Raw genomic sequence first — 21,179 nt, forward strand, 5'->3', positions numbered from 1 at the left:
GCAGCCGGCATCGCCTTCGGCGCCGCCGCGATTGTCCCGAAACCATCCCCGCTCGCCGCAACTGAGCGCCGATCCCGCACGATCGCCGCAGATCCCGGCACTTGAATGGTCCGGCCGCGGCCCCATAGCTGGCCTGTCGCGGAAAAACCGCCAGGACCCAGCATGAGCCAAAACGACCCCAATCCCGAACTGAACCTCGACGACCAAGCCGCCGCGGCGAACGCCGAGCCGACCGACGTCGAGAGCCTGCGCGCCGAGTTGACCCGGTTGCGCGAAGACTCGCTGCGCGAACGCGCCGAACTCGACAACCAGCGCAAGCGCGTCGCCCGCGATATCGACATGGCCCGCAAGTTCGCCAACGAGCGCCTGCTCGGCGACCTGCTGCCGGTGATCGACAGCCTGGAAGCCGGGCTGGGCGTGGCCGGCGGCGAGCCCAACGCGCTGCGCGAAGGCATGGAACTGACCCTGCGCCAGCTGCTCAAGGTCGCCGGCGACAACGGCCTGGTCGCGGTCGATCCGGTCGGCCAGCCGTTCAACCCCGAGCACCATCAGGCGATGAGCCTGGTGCCCGCGCCGGGTGTCGCGCCGAACCACGTGGTCCAGGTCTACCAGAAGGGCTGGCTGCTCAACGAGCGCCTGCTGCGTCCGGCCCTGGTCGTGGTCAGCCAGGACTGAGCGCAACCCACCGAATCGCACGCGGCTGGGCTCGCATCGGCCCGGTCCGCGAAGTTCACCCGAAGTTAAAGGGCAGGGCACGGGCGCTTGAACTGCCCGGCACCGAGCCCCAGATATCGCACATCGGCGGCCTGCAGCAATCGCGCCGCCCCCAACATTGAAGCATTGAGAGAGGGAGCAACATCCATGGGCAAGATCATCGGCATCGACCTGGGCACCACCAATTCCTGCGTTTCGATCATGGAAGGCGGCAAGGCCAAGGTCATCGAAAACTCCGAAGGCGACCGCACCACTCCGTCGATCGTCGCGTTCACCAAGGACGGCGAAGTCCTGGTCGGCGCGTCGGCCAAGCGCCAGGCGGTCACCAACCCGAAGAACACCTTCTACGCGGTCAAGCGCCTGATCGGCCGCAAGATGACCGACGCCGAAGTGCAGAAGGACCTCGGCCTGGTGCCGTACGCGATCGTCCCGCACGACAACGGCGACGCCTGGGTCGCGACCCAGGACGGCAAGAAGATGGCGCCGCAGCAGATCTCGGCCGAAGTGCTGGGCAAGATGAAGAAGACCGCCGAAGCCTACCTGGGCGAGCCGGTCACCGAAGCGGTCATCACCGTGCCGGCCTATTTCAACGACAGCCAACGTCAGGCGACCAAGGACGCGGGCAAGATCGCCGGCCTCGAGGTCAAGCGCATCATCAACGAACCCACCGCGGCCGCGCTGGCCTACGGCATGGACAAGAAGGGCGGCGACCGCAAGGTCGCGGTCTACGACCTCGGCGGCGGCACCTTCGACGTGTCGATCATCGAGATCGCCTCGGTCGACGGCGAAATGCAGGTCGAAGTGCTGTCGACCAACGGCGACACGTTCCTGGGCGGCGAAGACTTCGACAAGCGCGTCATCGACTACTTGGTCGAAGAGTTCCAGAAGGATCAGGGCATCGACCTGCGCAAGGATCCGCTGGCGCTGCAGCGCCTGAAGGACGCGGCCGAGCGCGCCAAGATCGAGCTGTCGTCCTCGCAGCAGACCGAAGTCAATCTGCCGTACGTCACCGCCGACGCGTCGGGCCCGAAGCACCTCAACATCAAGCTGACCCGCGCCAAGCTGGAGTCGCTGGTCGAGGATCTGGTCAAGAAGACGATCGAGCCGTGCCGCATCGCGCTCAACGACGCGGGCCTTCGCGCCAGCGACGTGGCCGAGGTGATCCTGGTCGGCGGTCAGACCCGCATGCCCAAGGTCAGCCAGGCCGTGGCCGAGTTCTTCGGCAAGGAACCGCGCAAGGACGTCAACCCGGATGAAGCCGTCGCTGTCGGCGCGGCGATTCAGGGCGGCGTGCTGGCCGGCGACGTCAAGGACGTGCTGCTGCTCGACGTGACCCCGCTGAGCCTGGGCATCGAAACCCTCGGCGGCGTGTTCACCAAGATCATCGAGAAGAACACCACCGTTCCGACCAAGGCTTCGCAGACCTTCTCGACCGCCGAGGACAACCAGTCCGCGGTGACCGTGCATGTGCTGCAGGGTGAGCGCGATCAGGCCCGCTTCAACAAGTCGCTGGCCCGCTTCGACCTGTCCGGCATCGAGCCGTCGCCGCGTGGCATGCCGCAGGTCGAGGTCTCGTTCGACATCGACGCCAACGGCATCATCCACGTCAGCGCCAAGGACAAGAAGACCAACAAGGAACAGAAGGTCGAGATCAAGGGCGGCTCGGGCCTGTCCGAGGAAGAGATCGCCAAGATGGTCGCCGACGCGGAAGCCAACCGCGAAGAAGACCAGAAGTTCCAGGAACTGGTGCAGGCGCGCAACCACGCCGACGGCCTGATCCACATGACCCGCAGCACGATCAAGGAACACGGCGAGAAGTTGCCGGGCGACCAGATCGGCCGCGCCGAAGCGGCGATCTCGGAGCTGGAAACGGCGATGAAGGGCGACGACAAGGGCCAGATCGAAGCCAAGTCGAAGGCGCTGGAAGAAGCCGCGCAGTCGCTGTTCGCGGCGGCCAACGCCGGTCAGCCGGGCGAAGGCGCCCCGGCCGGCGACGGCGGCGCCTCGGCCAAGGCCGACGACGTGGTCGATGCGGAGTTCACTGAAGTGAAGGACGACAAGAAGTAAGCCGGGAATCGGGAATGGGGAATCGGGAATGGGCGCGCGACGTGTGCGTGCGGCCCGTGGACACCGATTCCCTGTTCTTGCATCCGTCGCGGGCGGCAGGCGTTCTCACGCGCCGCCCGCTTTTGATTTAACGATTCCCGACTCTCGATTCCCGATTCCCGAACCCAGCCCATGAGCAAACGCGACTACTACGAAGTGCTGGGCGTTGCGCGCAACGCCAGCGACGACGACCTCAAGAAGGCCTATCGCCGCTGTGCGATGAAACACCACCCGGACCGCAATCCGGGCGACGCGGCGGCCGAGGCCGCGTTCAAGGAGTGCAAGGAGGCCTACGAAATCCTGGCCGACACCAACAAGCGCCGCGCCTACGATCAGCACGGCCATGCCGCGTTCGAACACGGCAACGGCGGCGGCGCCGGCGGTCCGGGCTTCTCGGACATGGGCGATATCTTCGGCGACATCTTCGGCAATATCTTCGGAGGTGGCGGCGGCGGTGCGCGCGGTCCGCGTCGCGGCGCCGACATCGGCTACGTGATGGAGCTGTCGCTGGAGGAAGCGGTCGGCGGCGTCGAAAAGCAGATCGAAATCCCGACCCTCGACGCCTGCGACACCTGCAACGGCAGCGGTTCGGCCGACGGCAAGGTCGAGACCTGCGGCACCTGCAAAGGCCACGGCCAGGTGCGCATCCAGCGCGGCATCTTCTCGATGCAGCAAAGCTGCCCGCACTGCAACGGCAGCGGCAAGACCATCGCCAATCCCTGCGCCGACTGCCACGGCCAGGGGCGGGTCGAACGCACCAAGACTTTGCAGGTCAAGATTCCGGCCGGTGTCGACAACGGCGACCGTATCCGCCTGACCGGCGAAGGCGAGGCCGGCCCGACCGGTTCGCCGCCGGGCGATCTGTACGTGGAAGTGCGCGTGCGCGAGCACGAGATCTTCCAGCGTGACGGCGACGACCTGCATTGCGACGTGCCGATCCGCATCTCGCAGGCCGCGCTCGGCGACACCATCCGGGTGCCGACCCTCGGCGGCGAAGTCGAGTTGCGTATTCCCTTCGAAACCCAGAGCGGCAAGCTGTTCCGCCTGCGCGACAAGGGCGTCAAGTCGGTGCGCAGCCGCAAGACCGGCGACCTGTACTGCCGCGTCGTGGTCGAGACGCCGGTCAATCTCACAACGGAACAACGCGAGCTTCTGGAGAAATTCGAAGCGACGTTCGTGGGTGAGGGGGCGCGAAAGCACTCGCCACGGTCCTCCACCTTTCTGGACGGGGTCAAGGGATTCTGGGATCGGATGACGTCCTGATACCAGCGGCGTGCATCGCACGCATCGCGTCGCGCCAAGCGCGCGACGCGTGTCCGGACAAGGGGGCTTCGGCCCCCTTTTTCGTGGGCGGCGCATCCGTTTTTTCGCGTCCGACGACACCGGGCGCCGACCTCCGGGTTCGCCGCCGCGCACCGGCGATCGGCGCGCCTCGACGCGCCTGTTCGCGGGCGCCGTGATCGCCAACTCCGGCACGCCTGGGATGTGGTAGAACGTTTCCGCGCCGACGCTCGGCGCGACGGCGCCGGTCCGCGATCGCGCGACCGTCCATCACCAAGGACTGTCCAACAGGAACAGGGGAAGAAAGGATGCGCATCGCGATGCAGCGGCTGTCGGCCGCGGTTTGTCTTGTACTTGTCGGCGGCGCGGCGTTCGCGCAGACCGCGCCGGCCGATCGCGCCGGCACCGCGCCGGCGGCCAGCGCCACGCCCGTCGTCAAACCCGCCGCCGCGGCGGCTTCGGACGACCCGATCCGCAGGGAGCGTTCCTACCTCAGTTACACCGTGCAGGCCGACGGCAGCTACGTCGAGCAGCACGAAACCGCGCTCAAGGTGCTCGACGAGCGCGCGATCGAATACGCCAAGCACGAATCGATCGGCTACAGCGCCAGCATCCAGACCCTCGACGTGGTCGAGGCCTACACCCGCAAGGCCGACGGCCGCCGCATCGACGTGCCCAAGTCGAACTTCCAGGTCGAGACCAACGACGGCCGCGAAGGCGGCGGCCCGGCGTTCTCGGACGTCGCCACCACCCGCCTGGTGTTCCCCGATGTCGCGGTCGGCGACACCGTGGTGCTGAACTACCGGCTGGTCGGCAAGAAGGCGATGTTCGACGGGCATTTTTCCGACATCACCAGTTTCACCGACGGCGCCTACATGGGCGATATGCGGATCAAGATCGATCTGCCGGCCGGGCTGTGGACCCAGCAGCAGACCTTCGGCAAGCTCAAGCAGGTACGCGACGAAACCGTCGGCGGCCGCCATATCGTCGAGTGGACCTACCAGAACCTGAGCCCGGTCAAGCGCAAATCCGACTCGGCCACGATCTTCGATATCGAACGCTACAACGGCTACGCCCTGTCGACCTTCCGCAGCTACGGCGACATCGCCAAGGCCTACGGCGAGCGCGCGCTGCCCAAGGCGGTGCCGACCGCGCGGGTGCGCAAGCTCGCCGACGAAATCGCCGCCGGCAAGACCGATCAGCGCGCGGTCGCGCAGGCGCTGTACGAATGGGTGTCGACCAACATCAACTACGCCGGCAACTGCATCGGCCTGGGCGCGGTGGTGCCGCGCGATCAGGAGTTCGTACTCGACAACCGCATCGGCGACTGCAAGGACCACGCGACCTTGCTGCAGGCGCTGTTCGCGGCCAAGGGCATCGAGGCGACCCAGGCGCTGATCAACGCCGGCAACGTCTACACCCTGCCCAAGGTGCCGGTGGCGTCGAGCGTCAACCACGTGCTCAATTACCTGCCGGGTCTGGACCTGTACGTCGATGCGACCGCCAAGGGCATTCCGTTCGGCGAACTACCGGCGCAGATCGCCGGCAAGCCGTTGCTGCGCATCGACCGGCCCGAGTTGCAGGCGTCCACGCCGGGCTTCGTCAAACTGCACAACCGCCAGCGCATGGACACCCGCCTGACCGTGCTTGAGGACGGGTCGATGAAGGGCACGGTCGAGGTCGAACTCAGCGGCATGCCGGCGATCTCGATGCGCGCGAGCCTGCGCGAGCTCAGCGCCGACGACGCCAAGGACATGGTCAAGAACGTGTTCAAGCGCGGCGGCCTGGAGGCCGAAGGCAGCTTCACCCAGGACGATCCTAAGCCGCTGCGCGGCGAACATCGTTATCGCACGCAGTTTGAGGTCAAGCAGGCCTTGCCGGTGCCGGGTGCGTTCGCGCTGGGTCCGAGTTTCTTCAGCCCGATGCCGGTCAGTGCATTGGTCGGCAGCGCCACCGCCGAGATCGACAAGGACGAAGGCGACGGCACCTGCGGCGGCGGACGTTCGGAAGAGACCTACCGGATCGAATTCCCGGCGACGATGAAAGTGATCGCGGTGCCGCCGAACCTGAGCCTGGAATCCGGCGGTTCGCGCTACACCGCGACCTACACGCTCAAGGGCAACGTGCTCGAAGCCAGCCGGGTGATCGAAGATGTGACCCTGGGGCCGGTGTGCACCGCCGACTACAACCGCGCCTATCAGGCCTTCGCGAAGAAAGTGTTGCCCAATCTCAAGGCGCAGTTGGTGTATCAGTAAGCCATGACGCGCAGCTACGAGTCTTTGCGGCCGTTACTGGAGCCTTGGGGCGAACTGCGCTCGCAGGCTGTGTCGCAATGGCAGGGCGACATCGCCCTGCCGTCGACGCTGGAAGCGTTCTACCGCGAACTCGGCCCGTGGGGCGAAACCCTTCACGCGTCGGTCGGACCGATCGGGCTGAGCCTCGACGCTGGCGGCAATCCGGTCGACATTCCGCCGCTGCACACGCTGTGGTCGCGGCAGGCCGGTTACCGCTGGCATGGTCTGAGCGGCGAACGCTTGCCCGGGTGGAAGGACGAATGGCTGACCGTGGCGATGGAGGGCGGAAATCCCTTCATTCTCGATATGAGCAGCGGCGCGGTGCTGTTCGACCTCGCCGGCGGCCCGTGGTCGCCGCGACCGATCGCCGACGATCTGGCCACCGCGTTCGGCGCGATCGCGACGGTGGCCAATGCCTACACCGCGCTCGGCGAGGCCGCATTGGACGAAGACGACGACCTGCGCCCGCAGGCGAGGGCGCAGGTGCGCGATGCGCTCGCCGATTTCCTCGATGGCGACGGACGGCGCGCCGACGCCTTGCTCGCGGCCTGGCGCTGGTACGAATAAGGAGGTTTCGATGCGTTTTGCAATGCCGTTGATGGCGCTCGTCGCCGCCGGCCTGCTGGTCGGTGCCGGCGATGCGCGCGCCGCCTGCCTGGGCGATACGCCGGTTGCGACGGCCGGCGCGTTCTACCGGGATCACTACACCTTCTGGAACGACCCGCTGCCGAGTCTGGAGCGGACCGTCTCGGCGCGATTGCTGCGCTTGTTGAAGCAGGATCGCGCCTGCGGCGGCGACGGCGGCGAGGTCTGCGCGATCGGCGCCGATCCCTGGCTCGACGCGCAGGACGGCGAGGCGCGCGATCCCCGGTTTGTCGCCGAAGGCAAGAACGTGGTGCAGGTACGTTATCGGTTCGTGCTCGACGACGCACAGCCGTCGCGGAAGCAGGTCGCGCGCCTGCGGCTCGCGCGCGAAGGCGGCTGCTGGCGGGTCGACGACCTGATCGGTCCGAACGGCGGCTCGCTGCGCGACGCGCTTGCGCGTTTCCACGACACTCCCGGCGCCGGCTGAGCGCGGCCGCGGCGAGCTTGTCGGCATCGTGCGTGCGCGAATCGCGCGCCACGCGCGCACGGATATGTGAACCGGTCGAAGTCCGCGCTTGTCGCCGCCGGATTGCGCCGCTAGCCTGATCGCATGAGCGAAATCACCCGACTGTTGATACACGGCGCCTCCGGCCGCATGGGCCAGGCCTTGCTGCGGCTCGCCGCCGAACGCCAGGACCTGCGCGTGGTCGCCGCGTACTCGCGTTCGCAACCCGCGCAGCGGGTGATCGACGGCGTGCCGCACTTCGCCGTGTCCGAATTGAACGGCGCGCCCGAGTTCGACGTGGCGATCGATTTCAGCTTGCCCGACGGCTTCGACCCGGTGCTCGCGCTGTGCGCGCAACGCGGCAAGGCCCTGGTCTCGGGCACCACCGGCCTGAGTTCGGCGCAGAACACCGCGATCAACGACGCCGCCGCGCGCATCGCGGTGGTGTGGGCGGCCAATTACAGCCTCGGCGTGGCGGTCTTGACCGAACTGGTGCGCCGCGCCGCGGCCGCCTTGCCGGGCTGGGACTGTGATGTGATCGAGGCCCACCACACCCGCAAGCTCGACGCGCCGTCGGGCACCGCGCTGCACCTGGGCGCGGCCGCCGCGATCGGCCGCGGCGAGGAGCCGCATTACGCCAGCCTGCGCGCCGGCGACATCGTCGGCGAACACACCGTGCAGTTCGCCGCGGCCGGCGAGCGGCTGGAATTGATCCACCGCGCCAGCAACCGCGACATCTTCGCGCGCGGAGCGCTCGAGGCGGCGCTGCGCGTCGCCCACCAGGCGCCGGGGCGGTACGGGCTGGCGGAGCTGATGTTTCCGAATCTCTGAACGGGGCTGCGGCCGGTCGCGCGGCGGCAAGCGGCAGAGCAAATCCCCCTCAGTCGCCCTTTTTCAAAGGGGGAAGAACGGCGGGGCGGTCGCTGTTCATGGCTTGGTCGCCAGTCGAAACGACGCTGTAGCCGCATATTCCGACAACGGGAAGCGTGGCCGAAGCGACATTCCGGCCGGTTTACCGAATCCCCAAGACGCCTCTTCCCTTTGAAAAAGGGCGCAGGGAGGGATTTGCTCCTAAGCCAGCCCGACCTGAACACGCCACCAAACCACCGCCCAAACCTGAAGCGCCGCCTCGTGCAAACACCCGAATTGCCGCCTGCGGCCACATTGAGGCTGGCGCCCGAGGCCCATCGCCGCTAGAATTCCGGCTCGCCTGAATCCCGCACGCCGGACCGGTCCCGCACCGCGTCCGTGTTTTGCTGCAAGTCGGTTTTGCCGATGTCGCGCACGGGATCAGATCCTTTGGCAGCCAAGGCGATCCCCCCGTGACCCAACCCGCAATCCTCGCACTCGAAGACGGCACCGTGTTCGAGGGCGTTTCCGTAGGCGCGCCCGGCCTCAGCGTCGGCGAAGTCGTATTCAACACCGCGATCACCGGCTACCAGGAAATCCTCACCGATCCCTCGTACGCCCGTCAGCTGGTCACGCTGACTTATCCGCACGTCGGCAACACCGGCATCACCGCGCAGGACGACGAAGCCCGCCAAGTCTGGGCCTCGGGCCTGATCGTGCGCGACGTGCCGCGCCGCCCCAGCAACTGGCGCAGCACGATCGCGTTGCCGCAGTGGCTGGCCGATCGCGGCGTGGTTGCGATCTCCGACATCGACACGCGCAAGCTGACCCGTCTGCTGCGCGACACCGGCGCGCAGAACGGCGCGCTGATGGCAGGGGAAATCGACGTTGCCAAGGCGATCGAAGCCGCGCGCAAGTTCCCGGGCCTCAAGGGCATGGATCTGGCCAAGGAAGTCTGTACGCGCGAACGCTACGAGTGGACCGAAGGTCAGCTGGATCTGGATCGCAACGCGTTCGTGACGGCCGAATCGCGCTTCCATGTCGTCGCCTACGACTTCGGCGTCAAGCTCAACATCCTGCGCATGCTCGCCGAGCGCGGCTGCCGGGTGACCGTGGTGCCGGCGCAGACCCCGGCCGCCGAGGTGCTGGCGCTCAATCCCGACGGCGTGTTCCTGTCCAACGGTCCCGGCGATCCGGAGCCCTGCGATTACGCGATCGCGGCGATCAAGGAATTCATCGCCCGCAAGATCCCGACCTTCGGCATCTGCCTCGGCCATCAGCTGCTGGGCCTGGCCTCTGGCGCGAAGACCCTGAAGATGAAGTTCGGCCATCACGGCGCGAACCATCCGGTCCAGGATCTGGATTCCGGCCGGGTGATGATCACCTCGCAGAACCATGGCTTCGCGGTCGATGAGGCCAGCCTGCCGGGCAACGTGCGCGTGACCCACCGCTCGCTGTTCGACGGCAGCAACCAGGGCATCGCCCTGACCGACGCGCCGGCCTTCAGTTTTCAGGGCCACCCGGAAGCGAGCCCGGGCCCGCACGATGTATCGCCGTTGTTCGATCGGTTCGTGGTGTCGATGGAACAGGCCAAGGCCGCCTGATGAGCGCGGCGCCGGCCACGCCGATGCGTCGACGCCGCTGGCGTTCGCGTGCATTGGCGTTGCTGGTGGTGCTCGGCGCGTATCCCGCGTTCGTGATGATCGCGGTCTACACGCAATGGTTCGCCGCCGATCTTCCTGGCGGACGCAACGGCCCGGCCGATGCGTACCGCCACAGTCTGGCCAGCGCGATCGTCGCTTACACCTTGTCGCCGCGTTGCGTCGACTGGGTGACCGCGGTGATGGAGCGCGACGGGCAGGGCAATGCGAGCCGGGCGATGGACGCCCACAACAATCGAATCGGTGCGCGCGTGGGCGCCGCCGCTGAAAACTGGACCGCGATGCAGCGCGAGGTTCGCGCGGCGGTCGACCACGGCGCGATCGATGCGCGATCGCCCGAGCAAATCACCTGGCGCGCGCCTTCATCCTGGCAGGACCGGTTGTACTGACATGACATCCCTACGATTGCCGCAACGTCGGATCGGAACCCTGCGCTGGGCCGGTCTGCTGATCGGCGCGCTGGCGATGAGCCAGGCCGCGGCCGAGCAACCGTCGGAGCTGCCCGGCGATCCGCGTATCGATCGCCTGACCGATGAGATCGTCAAGATGATTCCGCTGGGGCCGGAGCTGGATGCCCTGGCCGCGGCCGATCCGCGTTGGCCCTTGCAGTCGGTCGCGCCCGAGGAGGTCAAGCCGGAATGGTTGAGTTGTGCGCGCGAGTCGCTTTCGACGCGCGGCTATCGCGAGTACAGGCGCGCCGAAACGGCCGAGTACGCGAACGAATATCCGGATCGGGTCGACGCCGATCTGGCGGTATTGTCGGCCGGCGCCGCCGATGTGTTTTCGGAACTCGCCCGCCGGGGCATCGAAGCAGGCAAGAAAAGCCAGGATGTGCCCGATCCCAAGGCGCTGGTGCTGGAAGTGCTGAATAAATCGGACCCGCGACGACGCGATGCATTCGTCGCGTTCGCTTCGGGCGAACAGCACACCTTGCTGCGCCGTTTTGTCGGCGTCGAATCCACCCGCGGCAAGGCCCAGTCGGGGCAGGCGTTCGGCGATGGACTCGTGGAAAGGCTCATGGAGGCCATGATGAAACGCTGCCAGATACCGGACTCATTACGCCGATCCGCCCGGGAATGACCGGTCTGGCGCGCGCATGAACGATGCCGCGACGAACCGCTTCCCAGGGCGCTCGCTCTGAACAACATTCATTTTTACGAGTAACTACCGATGCCCAAGCGTACCGACATCAAAACCGTCCTGATCATCGGCGCGGGTCCGATCGTGATCGGCCAGGCCTGCGAGTTCGACTACTCCGGCGCGCAAGCCTGCAAGGCGTTGCGCGACGAGGGCTACCGCGTGGTCCTGGTCAACTCGAATCCGGCCACGATCATGACCGACCCGAACATGGCCGACGCGGTCTACATCGAGCCGATCAACTGGCAGACGGTCGAGAAGATCATCGCCAAGGAAAAGCCCGACGCGCTGCTGCCGACCATGGGCGGCCAGACCGCGCTGAACTGCGCGCTGGACCTGGCCGACAACGGCGTGCTGGAGAAGTACAACGTCGAGCTGATCGGCGCCAAGCGCGAAGCGATCCGCATGGCCGAAGACCGCGAGCTGTTCCGCGTGGCGATGAAGGAGATCGGCCTGGAATGCCCGAAGGCCGAAGTCGCGCGCACCCTGGAAGAAGCGATCGACATCCAGACCCGCGTCGGCTATCCCACCATCATCCGTCCCAGCTTCACCCTGGGCGGCAGCGGCGGCGGCATCGCCTACAACCGCGAAGAGCTGATCGACATCGTCACCCGCGGCCTTGAACTGTCGCCGACCACCGAAGTGCTGGTCGAGGAGTCGGTTCTGGGCTGGAAGGAATTCGAGATGGAAGTGGTCCGCGACACCGCGGACAACTGCATCATCGTGTGTTCGATCGAAAACTTCGACGCGATGGGCGTGCACACCGGCGACTCGATCACCGTCGCGCCGGCGCAGACGCTCACCGACAAGGAATACCAGCGCCTGCGCGACGCCTCGATCGCGGTGCTGCGCAAGATCGGCGTCGACACCGGCGGCTCTAACGTCCAGTTCGGCATCAACGCGCAAAACGGCCGCGTGGTGGTGATCGAAATGAACCCGCGCGTGTCGCGCTCCTCGGCGCTGGCGTCGAAGGCGACCGGATTCCCGATCGCCAAGATCGCGGCCAAGCTCGCGGTCGGCTACACCCTCGATGAACTGCGCAACGAGATCACCGGCGGCGTGACCCCCGCCTCGTTCGAGCCGAGCATCGACTACGTCGTCACCAAGATCCCGCGCTTCGCGTTCGAGAAGTTCCCGCAGGCCGACGCGCGCCTGACCACGCAGATGAAGTCGGTCGGCGAAGTCATGGCGATGGGCCGCACCTTCCAGGAATCGCTGCAGAAGGCGCTGCGTGGCCTGGAAACCGGCAAGGTCGGCCTCGACCCGACCGGTCTGGACCTGAGCAGCGAAATCGATATGACCAAGCTGCGCCGCGAGCTCAAGGAGCCGGGTCCGGAGCGCATGTTCCATATCGGCGATGCGTTCCGCGCCGGCATGAGCGTGGAAGACGTGCATGCGCTGTCGTTCGTCGATCCGTGGTTCCTGGACCAGATCGAGGAATTGATCGCGACCGAAGGCGAAGTGGCCGACGCCGGCCTGAGCGCGCTCGACAAGCCGCGCATGCGCGCGCTCAAGCGCATGGGCTTCTCCGATGCGCGCATCGCACAGCTCACCGGCACCGACGAGACCGCCGTGCGCACGCTGCGCCGCGCGTTCGGCGTGCGCCCGGTGTACAAGCGCGTGGACTCCTGCGCCGCCGAGTTCGCCACCACCACCGCCTACATGTACTCGACCTACGAGGACGAGTGCGAAGCCAATCCGACCAATCGCGACAAGATCATCGTGCTCGGCGGCGGTCCCAACCGCATCGGCCAGGGCATCGAGTTCGACTACTGCTGCGTGCATGCCGCGCTCGCCCTGCGCGAGGACGGCTATGAAACCATCATGGTCAACTGCAATCCGGAAACCGTGTCGACCGATTACGACACTTCCGACCGCCTGTACTTCGAACCGCTGACGCTCGAGGACGTGCTGGAAATCGCCGACCTCGAAAAGCCCAAGGGCGTGATCGTGCAGTACGGCGGCCAGACCCCGCTCAAGCTCGCGCGCGCGCTGGAAGCCAACGGTGTGCCGATCATCGGCACCTCGCCCGACAGTATCGATCTGGCCGAAGACCGCGAGCGTTTCCAGAAGCTGGTGCAGGACCTGGGCCTGGCCCAGCCGATCAATCGCACCGCGCGCAATCCCGACGAAGCGCTGATGCTGGCCAACCAGATCGGTTACCCGATGGTGGTGCGTCCGAGCTATGTGCTCGGCGGCCGGGCGATGGAAATCGTCTATTCCGACGCCGACCTGACCCGTTACATCCGCGACGCGGTCAAGGTGTCGAACGATTCGCCGGTGCTGCTCGACCGCTTCCTCGACAACGCGGTCGAGGTCGATGTCGACATCATCGCCGACCGCGAAGGCCGGGTGCTGATCGGCGGAGTGATGGAGCACATCGAAGAGGCCGGCGTGCATTCGGGCGACTCCTCGTGCTCGCTGCCGCCGTATTCGCTCAGCGCCGGCACCCAGGAAAAACTGCGCGAGCAGGTCGTGGCGCTGGCCAAGGCGCTCAAGGTGGTCGGGCTGATGAACACCCAGTTCGCGATCCAGACCGACGCGCAAGGCAACGACACGATCTTCCTGATCGAAGTGAACCCGCGCGCCTCGCGCACGGTGCCGTTCGTGTCCAAGGCCACCGGCATGGCGCTGGCGAAGATCGCCGCGCGCTGCATGGTCGGCCAGACGTTGGCCTCGCAAGGTGCGCTGGAAGAAATCGTGCCGGACTACTACTCGGTCAAGGAAGCGATCTTCCCGTTCGCCAAGTTCCAGGGTGTCGACCCGATCCTCGGACCGGAGATGCGTTCCACCGGCGAAGTGATGGGCGTGGGCAAGAACTTCGGCGCGGCGATGGCGCGCGCGCAGGAAGCCGGCGGCATCAAGGCGCCGCCGGTGGGCAAGGTGTTCATCTCGGTCCGCGACCCGGACAAGCTGCGCGTGCTGCCGGTGGCGCAGGAATTGCTGCGCCGCGGCTACAGCCTGGTCGCGACCAGCGGCACCCAGGCGTTCTTCGCCGAACACGGCGTGATCTGCGAATCGGTCAACAAGGTCACCGAAGGCCGTCCGCACATCGTCGACCTGATCAAGAACGGCGAGATCGTCTACATCATCAACACCACCGAAGGCCGCCAGGCGATCTCGGATTCGTTCTCGATCCGTCGCGAAGCGCTGCAGCAGCGGGTGACGTACTCGACCACGGTGTCGGGCGCGCGCGCGCTGGTGGGTTCGCTGGACTATCGCGGCAAGGGCCCGGTGTGGTCGTTGCAGGAGTTGCATGCGCAGATTGGCGCGGCGTCGTAAGCGACGGGTGTCAGCGATGCAGGCGTTGCCTGCGTCGTGAAGCGAGACGAGGGCGGTGCGGTTGCGCCGCCCGTCAGTCCAGTCGCGGCTGAATTCGACAACCGCATAGAACCGACTGGCCGCGTTCTCCCAAATCGTCATTCCCGCGAAGGCGGGAATCCAGAGACTTCAAACGTTCTCGCACGAAAGGCACTGGATTCCCGCGTTCGCGGGAATGACGGTCTGGAAAGGACGCGCTGAAGTCTCTGGATTCCCGCCTTCGCGGGAATGACGATTTGAAAGAGGGCGCTAAAGCCTCTAACTGCCATGTAAAAGCAATGGCACTCCTGGCGAGACGACGCTGAAGCCTCTCGACCCCCGGCTTCGCGGGGATGACGGTCTTGAAGGATTCGTCGAGTTTCATGGCGACATTTCAGCGGCAATGTCTTGACATCCGCCCCAACGCCGACCCCGAACCCAAGCCGACGACCCATCCCCGACCCCCGGGATGCCTTCCGTCCAGGTTCCCGGCACAATGGGGCCAACCCAGCATTCAACATGCCGGCGTCCGGCCGAAAAGGACGCGTTACCGAGGAAGCAAGGAATGAGACCACCCATCACGGCCCAGGGCGCGCAGCGTTTGCGCGCGGAGCTGGAAGAACTCAAGTCGGTCAAGCGGCCGGCGGTGATCAACGCGATCGCCGAAGCGCGCGCCCACGGCGATCTCAAGGAGAACGCCGAGTACCACGCCGCGCGCGAGCAGCAGGGCTTTATCGAAGGCCGGATCAAGCAGCTCGAAGCCGAGTTGTCGCACGCCCAGGTCATCGACATCAGCACGCTCAACGCCGGCTCCAAGGTCGTGTTCGGCGCCACCGTCGAGCTGATCGACGTGGACACCGAGGAAGAGCGCAAGTACCAGATCGTCGGCGACCTGGAGGCCGACATCAAACTCGGCCTGATCGCGATCTCCTCGCCGGTCGCGCGCGCGCTGATCGGCAAGAACGAGGGCGACAGCGTCGTCATCGACGCGCCGGGCGGCACCCACGAGTACGAAATCGTCGGCGTCAGCTACAACGCCGGATGATCAGCCGGCGTCCGCGCATGAGCCGCCAGCCATGAACAGCGTCACTGTGCTGTTGCCCGAGCGCGCGCGCTTCGGCGGTCAGCGTCTGGGCGAAACCTTCGGGCTGCGGCTCGGCCGCGCCGACCGCAGCGTCGAAGCGGCCGATCAGGCCGCGCGTGTGTTCGACATCCTGCCGCGCGGCTGGCCGATCGCGGCGGTATCGCGGCAACGCGATGTCGGCGACGCCGCCTACGGCGCGTGGCTGCGCGCCGATCCGGCCTATGTGCGGCCCGACATCAACGGCGCGCGCCTGCTCGCTTACGGTCAGGCGCTGTCGTTGAGCGAGCGCGACAGCGCGGCGTTGTTGCCGGCGCTGCGGCCCTTGTTCGGCGACGCCGGTTTTCCGATCGACGCGCCGCATCCGAGCCGCTGGTACCTCGCGTTGCCGCGCGAGAGTCGCCTGCCGAAATTCGCCTCGCCCGAACAGGCGCTGGGCGAAGACATGTTCCAGCATCTGCCGGGCGTGGAGAACGAAGGCAGCGAAGGCCGCCGCTGGCGTTCGCTGCTCAGCGAGGCGCAGATCGTCCTGCACAACCATCCGCACAACGCCCAGCGCATCGCCGCCGGGCTGGCACCGATCAATTCGCTGTGGTTCTGGGGCGGCGGCGTGCTGCCCGATCACGTGCGTACGACGTACCAGCAGGTCTACAGCGACGACGAAGGCCTGACCGCGTTCGGCGCCCAGGCCGGCATCGCCGCGACGGCGCTGCCGCCGCAGTGGCCGGCGGGTGAGGGCGAGCGACTGTTCGACCTGCGCGCCGCGCGTGACTTGACCGTGGTGCAGCGCGATTGGCTTGAGCCGATCGCGCACGCGCTCGACGCGGGAACGCTGCAGCGCGCGGTGCTCGCGTTTGCCGACGGCGAACGTTTCGAACTGGCGCGTTCGCAGCGCTGGCGTTTCTGGCGCAAATCGCTGCGCTCGCTGCAAGCTTGAGCAAGCCATGACGTTGTTGCACATCTCGTTATCGGCTTCCCGCAGGCCGAGTGCTCGCTTGTACGCGGGTCGACGCCGATGAAACCGGTCGCGCGCCTGCGCCGCCGCGAAGTCGCCGATGCCGGCCTGTGGCCGGAGTCGGTCCCGCCGCTGTTGCGCCGGGTCTACGCCGCGCGCGGCGCGAACTGCGTCGAACAGGCGCAGCCGCGGCTGGCGCAGTTGCTGCCGCCCGACGGCATGCTCGGGCTCGACGACGCGACCGCTTTGCTAGCCGAGGCGATCGCCGCCGATCGCCACATCCTGGTGGTCGGCGATTTCGACTGCGACGGCGCCACCGCCTGCGCGGTCGGCGTGCGCGGTTTGCGCCTGCTCGGCGCCAAACGCGTTTCGCATGCGGTACCTAACCGGATCGTGCACGGGTATGGGTTGTCGCCGGCGTTGGTGGAGGAGTTGGCGACACTCCAACCTGATCTGTTGGTCACCGTCGATCACGGCATCGCCTGTCACGCCGGCATCGCCGCGGCGCGTGCGCGCGGTTGGAAAGTGCTGGTCACCGATCATCATCTGCCCGGCGAACACTTACCTCCGGCCGATGCGATCGTCGATCCGAATCAGCCCGGTGATGCGTTCCCGAGCAAGATGCTCGCCGGCGTCGGAGTCATGTTCTACGTGCTGCTGGCCTTGCGCCGGCGGCTGCGCGAGGCCGGCGCGTTCGGCGCGGACAGTGTGCCGGACCTGAGCGTCCTGCTCGATCTGGTCGCGGTCGGCACCGTCGCCGATCTGGTGCCGCTGGACGCGAACAACCGCGCGCTGGTCGCCGCGGGCCTGCGCCGTCTGCGCGCGGGGCAGGGCGGCGCCGGCTTGCGTGCGCTGATCGAAGTTTCGCAGCGCGATTACCGGCGATTGACCGCGGCCGATATCGGCTACGCGGTCGCGCCGCGTCTCAACGCCGCCGGACGATTGGAAGACATGGCGCTCGGCATCGAATGCCTGCTGACCGAAAACCCAGCGCAGGCACGCGATATCGCCTCGACGCTCAATGAGATCAACGCCGAACGCCGCGCGGTGCAGCAGCAGATGACCGACGAAGCGCAGGCCGCGTTCGCGCGGGTATCGATCGACACGCAGGCCGCGCCGATGGCGCTGTGTCTGTTCGACGACGACTGGCATCCCGGCGTGGTCGGCCTGGTCGCGTCGAAGATGAAGGAACGCCTGCACCGGCCGGTGATCGCGTTCGCGCCGGCCGAACCCGGCAGCCAGCAACTGCGCGGCTCGGCGCGTTCGATTCCCGGCTTCCATATTCGCGATGCGCTGGCCGACGTCGCAGCGCGTCATCCCGATCTGATCGAACGCTTCGGCGGCCACGCGATGGCCGCTGGCCTGTCGCTGCGCGCGGATGCGTTCGATGCCTTCCGCGATGCGTTCGAACACTGCGCGCGGCTGGCGCTGACCCCGGAACTGCTGCAGGCCGATGTGCTCAGCGACGGCGAACTGCACGCGGCCGAGTTCGATCGCGCGCATGCCGAATCGCTGCGCGACGGCGGCCCGTGGGGTCAGGGCTTCGCCGAACCGCAGTTTGACGGCGAGTTCGAAGTGCTGTCCTGGCGCGTGGTCGGCGAACGCCATCTCAAGCTGGAACTGGGCCGCAACGGCCTGCGCCTCAACGCGATCGAGTTCGGCGGCTGGGACGGCAGCACGCCGCCGCCGTGGGTGCGCATCGCCTATCGTCTGGAGCCCGACGATTATCGCGGCGGCACGGCGGTGCAACTGGTGGTCGTGCATCGCGAGGCGTTGTAGGCAAAAGTAATTCCGATGAGGCGTTTCGACATGCCCTCATCGATGCTCGCGCGTGGTACCCGCGCGCGATTGAATTCACGGATTTGCGAACTGGGTCGGTTTTAACCGCCGCCATGATTGGCGGCGTGGCCGAGGTCGCGCGCTTTATGCGTTGGTTTGGGCGATTTCGTCGTGCCGCGCAGCGTGGCACGCCCTCAACCCAAGGAGAGCGGGACGATGTCCGATCCGAATCCCAAAGTACCCAAGCCCTCGATCTTCAACAGCCTCGGCGGCGCCTTCAATCGATGGACGGCGCGCTTCGATGCCAGCGCGCGCGATCCCGATTCGATGCTCAATTCGTTCGCCCGCCACCACCACGACGACGGCAATCAGTTCGAACCCGCGCACGGTGTCGAACGCAATAACGCAGCACCGCTGGCGATGCCGTCGGCTGTTGCGCCTATTGTCCCGCCGATCGTGCCGCCTATTGGCCCGACCTTCGCGCCGCGCGCGTATCCGCGGGTGGGTAATCCGTTCGACGATTCGTACACCGCGCCGGAATCGGCCGCGCCGACGACGAGCACATCGACCACTCGCGCGACCGAGTCGGACCCTGCAGTGGCCGCGCCGAGCGCATCGCCGGGATTTTCCATGCGCGGCTTGCACGCGGTGTTTCCGCGCCACGACATTCCGCCGCTTTCGCCCGCCTTGCCGCCGCGCGCGGCGAGCCTGGACCCCACCGTCGCCGCCGCGATCATGCGCGACGGCTACGCCGACCGCAGCGAAGCCGATCTGAGCGGCTGGAAGCGCGTCGGCGACGCCGACCTGCAGGCGCGCGGCCTGAATCCGAAGGATTTCCACGATACCGCCAGCGGCCTGCGCGCCGATCTGTACCGCAAGGACGATCAGTTCGTGCTGAATTTCCGCGGCACCGACAAGGCCAGCGACTGGCTCACCAACTTCGGCCAGGGCGGCGGCTTCGGCAGCGCGCAGTACGACGGCGCGGTGCAGTTGACTCAGCAGGTGCAGAAGGCGCTGCCCGAGGGTCTGCACGCGGTGGTCGGTCATTCCAAGGGCGGCGGTCAGGCCTATCTGGCCGCGCAGGTGTGCGATGTCGAATGCGTCGTCGCCAATCCGGCCTGGCCGAATCGCGCCACCTTGCTCAAGCACGGCGTCGCCGCCGACAAACTCGAGCAAGGTCCGGCGACCACCGAGCTGTTGGTCAAGGGCGAGCCGCTGCACGGCTTGCAGTCGCTGGGCATCGCGTCGCTGGTGCGGCCGCACGGCGCCAAGATCGAACTGGACGGGCCGTCGTTCGCGCCCGGACCGCATCCGGTGCTGAGCCGGCACGTGCGCGGACTGGAGCAGGATTTCGATCAGGCCGAGTTGATCCTCAAGGGCATGGATTTCGGCGGCCACCAACTGGTCCAGCACGGCATGAAGTCGGTCGCGGAGGCGACGATGGATCGTCGTGCCGGCGAGTTGGCGCAACTGGCGCGGTCGAACGGCTTCGAGCGGGTCGATCACATCGTCAACGGCAAAACCCCGGGCGACGGCGGCTTCCTGGTGGAGGGCAAGTTGAACGATCCGGCGGCGCGCTGGGCGCAGTTCGACGGTCCGGTGCCGACCAGCGGCGCCGCGACTGAGACGATGATGAGCCGGGTCAATCGCGAGATCGCGCCGTCGCCGACGCAGGGCGCGCAGGAAGCGGAGCAGGCGGTGGTCAGGGTCGGCCGAGCGCCGGGGTTGTAGCGCATTCGCTCGGTCGCGGCGGTGCGTACCGGTTCGCGCGCGCGTGCTTCATCGCGCGCGCCGGATCGGTTTCGCGCCGCGCGCGCTTGCGCAGGCCGCACGCCGCGGCTAGCGTGTGGCCGGTCCGCGCCGCGCGCGCCAAGCACCGAAGACCGCCATGACCTCACGCCGCCGTTTCCTGCAAAGCTCTGTGTTGGCGGCGTCCGCCGCGGTCCTGCCGTCGTTGGCCGCGTCCGGATCGAGCAACGGCGCGGATCCCGCGCCGCGCGCGATCAAAGGCGCGCGCGTGGTCTCGACCTGGGACTTCGGCGTCGGCGCCAATCAGGCCGCCTGGCCGGTGCTTGCCGCTGGCGGTTCCGCGCTCGACGCGGTCGAGGCCGGCGCGCGCTGGGCCGAGGCCGATCTGTGCAACAGCACGGTCGGGCGCTGCGGCAATCCCGATCGCGACGGCGTGCTGACTCTGGATGCGAGCATCATGGACGGCGACGGCCGCTGCGGCGCGGTCGCCGCGCTGGAGGACATCGCCCATCCGATCAGCGTTGCGCGCCGGGTCATGGAACGCACTCCGCATGTGTTGCTGGTCGGCGCGGGCGCGCAGCAGTTCGCGATCGAGCAGGGCTTTCCCAAGCAGCCGCTGTTGACCGACAAGGCGCGCGCGGCCTGGAACGAATGGCGCAAGACCTCCAAGTATCAGCCGCAGATCAACGCCGAGCGTCTCGATAACGCCAGGCTCGGCGATAAATCCAATCACGACACCCTGGGCATGCTCGCCATCGACGCCAGCGGCAAACTGGCCGGCGCCTGCACCACCAGCGGCATGGCCTGGAAACTGCACGGCCGGGTCGGCGACAGTCCGATCATCGGCGCCGGCCTGTACGTCGACAACGAAGTCGGCGCCGCCACCGCGTCGGGCGTGGGCGAAGAGATGCTGCGCAATGCCGCGAGCTTCCTGGTGGTCGAACTGATGCGTCAGGGCCGCAGCCCTGATGAAGCCTGCCGCGAGGCGATCGACCGCGTCGTGCGCAAGCGCCCGCAGGCGAGCAAGACCTTGCAGGTGTGTTTCCTCGCGATCAACAAGCACGGCGAAGTCGGCGCGCATGCGCTGCATCGCGGCTTCGTCTACGCGGTATGCGATGCCGGCAAGCGCGATGCGCTGCTCGACTCGCGCTCGGTCTATACGACGCAGCAGACGTGAGCGCGG

General features: G+C 67.1%; 16 protein-coding genes. All 16 read left to right on the forward strand.

The genetic code is table 11. The features are described 5' to 3' along the window. Positions 1-162 precede the first annotated feature (162 nt). The 16 genes from grpE (at position 163) to AC3A4T_RS15750 (ending at position 21,173) form a co-directional block, all read left to right on the forward strand. On the forward strand, positions 163-675 hold the full coding sequence (gene grpE / locus AC3A4T_RS15675; protein WP_487676199.1) for a nucleotide exchange factor GrpE: 513 nt from the start codon (positions 163-165) through the stop codon (positions 673-675). 186 nt (positions 676-861) lie between these two features. Beyond that, complete coding sequence (gene dnaK / locus AC3A4T_RS15680) at positions 862-2,781, forward strand: molecular chaperone DnaK (protein WP_487676200.1); 1,920 nt, start codon at positions 862-864, stop codon at positions 2,779-2,781. A 171-nt stretch (positions 2,782-2,952) separates the two neighbouring features. Beyond that, positions 2,953-4,083, forward strand: a complete 1,131-nt coding sequence (gene dnaJ / locus AC3A4T_RS15685) for a molecular chaperone DnaJ (protein WP_487676201.1) — start codon at positions 2,953-2,955, stop codon at positions 4,081-4,083. Between the two features lie 326 nt (positions 4,084-4,409). Next, a complete protein-coding gene (locus AC3A4T_RS15690; RefSeq protein WP_487676202.1) occupies positions 4,410-6,356 on the forward strand; it encodes a DUF3857 domain-containing transglutaminase family protein in 1,947 nt (648 codons plus the stop codon). A gap of 3 nt (positions 6,357-6,359) precedes the next feature. Beyond that, a complete protein-coding gene (locus AC3A4T_RS15695) occupies positions 6,360-6,962 on the forward strand; it encodes a hypothetical protein (RefSeq protein ID WP_487676203.1) in 603 nt (200 codons plus the stop codon). A gap of 10 nt (positions 6,963-6,972) precedes the next feature. Continuing rightward, the gene (locus tag AC3A4T_RS15700; RefSeq protein ID WP_487676204.1) at positions 6,973-7,467 is read left to right on the forward strand and encodes a YqhG/Tai3 family protein; all 495 of its coding nucleotides are present in this window, start codon (positions 6,973-6,975) and stop codon (positions 7,465-7,467) included. Between the two features lie 123 nt (positions 7,468-7,590). Then, entirely contained in the window at positions 7,591-8,316 is a 726-nt protein-coding gene (dapB, locus tag AC3A4T_RS15705) for a 4-hydroxy-tetrahydrodipicolinate reductase (protein WP_487676205.1), read from the forward strand. Between the two features lie 491 nt (positions 8,317-8,807). After that, positions 8,808-9,938 carry a glutamine-hydrolyzing carbamoyl-phosphate synthase small subunit gene (gene carA / locus AC3A4T_RS15710; protein ID WP_056115227.1) on the forward strand — a complete coding sequence of 377 codons (1,131 nt, stop codon included), beginning with the start codon at positions 8,808-8,810 and terminating at the stop codon, positions 9,936-9,938. After that, positions 9,938-10,384, forward strand: coding sequence for a DUF6973 domain-containing protein (locus AC3A4T_RS15715; RefSeq protein WP_487676206.1), 447 nt, complete (start codon positions 9,938-9,940; stop codon positions 10,382-10,384). Before carA ends, AC3A4T_RS15715 begins: the two co-directional genes overlap by 1 nt. Before the next feature lie 76 nt (positions 10,385-10,460). Next, the gene (locus AC3A4T_RS15720) at positions 10,461-11,075 is read left to right on the forward strand and encodes a hypothetical protein (protein ID WP_487676207.1); all 615 of its coding nucleotides are present in this window, start codon (positions 10,461-10,463) and stop codon (positions 11,073-11,075) included. A gap of 90 nt (positions 11,076-11,165) precedes the next feature. After that, positions 11,166-14,414, forward strand: coding sequence for a carbamoyl-phosphate synthase large subunit (gene carB / locus AC3A4T_RS15725; RefSeq protein WP_487676208.1), 3,249 nt, complete (start codon positions 11,166-11,168; stop codon positions 14,412-14,414). A gap of 583 nt (positions 14,415-14,997) precedes the next feature. Next, complete coding sequence (greA, locus tag AC3A4T_RS15730) at positions 14,998-15,477, forward strand: transcription elongation factor GreA (RefSeq protein ID WP_046656509.1); 480 nt, start codon at positions 14,998-15,000, stop codon at positions 15,475-15,477. Between the two features lie 31 nt (positions 15,478-15,508). Next, a complete protein-coding gene (locus tag AC3A4T_RS15735) occupies positions 15,509-16,450 on the forward strand; it encodes a phosphoglycerate mutase (protein WP_487676209.1) in 942 nt (313 codons plus the stop codon). Between the two features lie 78 nt (positions 16,451-16,528). Further along, complete coding sequence (gene recJ / locus AC3A4T_RS15740; protein WP_487676210.1) at positions 16,529-18,247, forward strand: single-stranded-DNA-specific exonuclease RecJ; 1,719 nt, start codon at positions 16,529-16,531, stop codon at positions 18,245-18,247. 216 nt (positions 18,248-18,463) lie between these two features. Beyond that, positions 18,464-19,978, forward strand: coding sequence for a Tle-like phospholipase domain-containing protein (locus AC3A4T_RS15745; RefSeq protein WP_487676211.1), 1,515 nt, complete (start codon positions 18,464-18,466; stop codon positions 19,976-19,978). A gap of 157 nt (positions 19,979-20,135) precedes the next feature. Then, entirely contained in the window at positions 20,136-21,173 is a 1,038-nt protein-coding gene (locus AC3A4T_RS15750) for a glycosylasparaginase (RefSeq protein WP_487676212.1), read from the forward strand. Positions 21,174-21,179: the final 6 nt, after the last annotated feature.

Source organism: Lysobacter sp. Soil_N_51 (genome assembly GCF_057655755.1).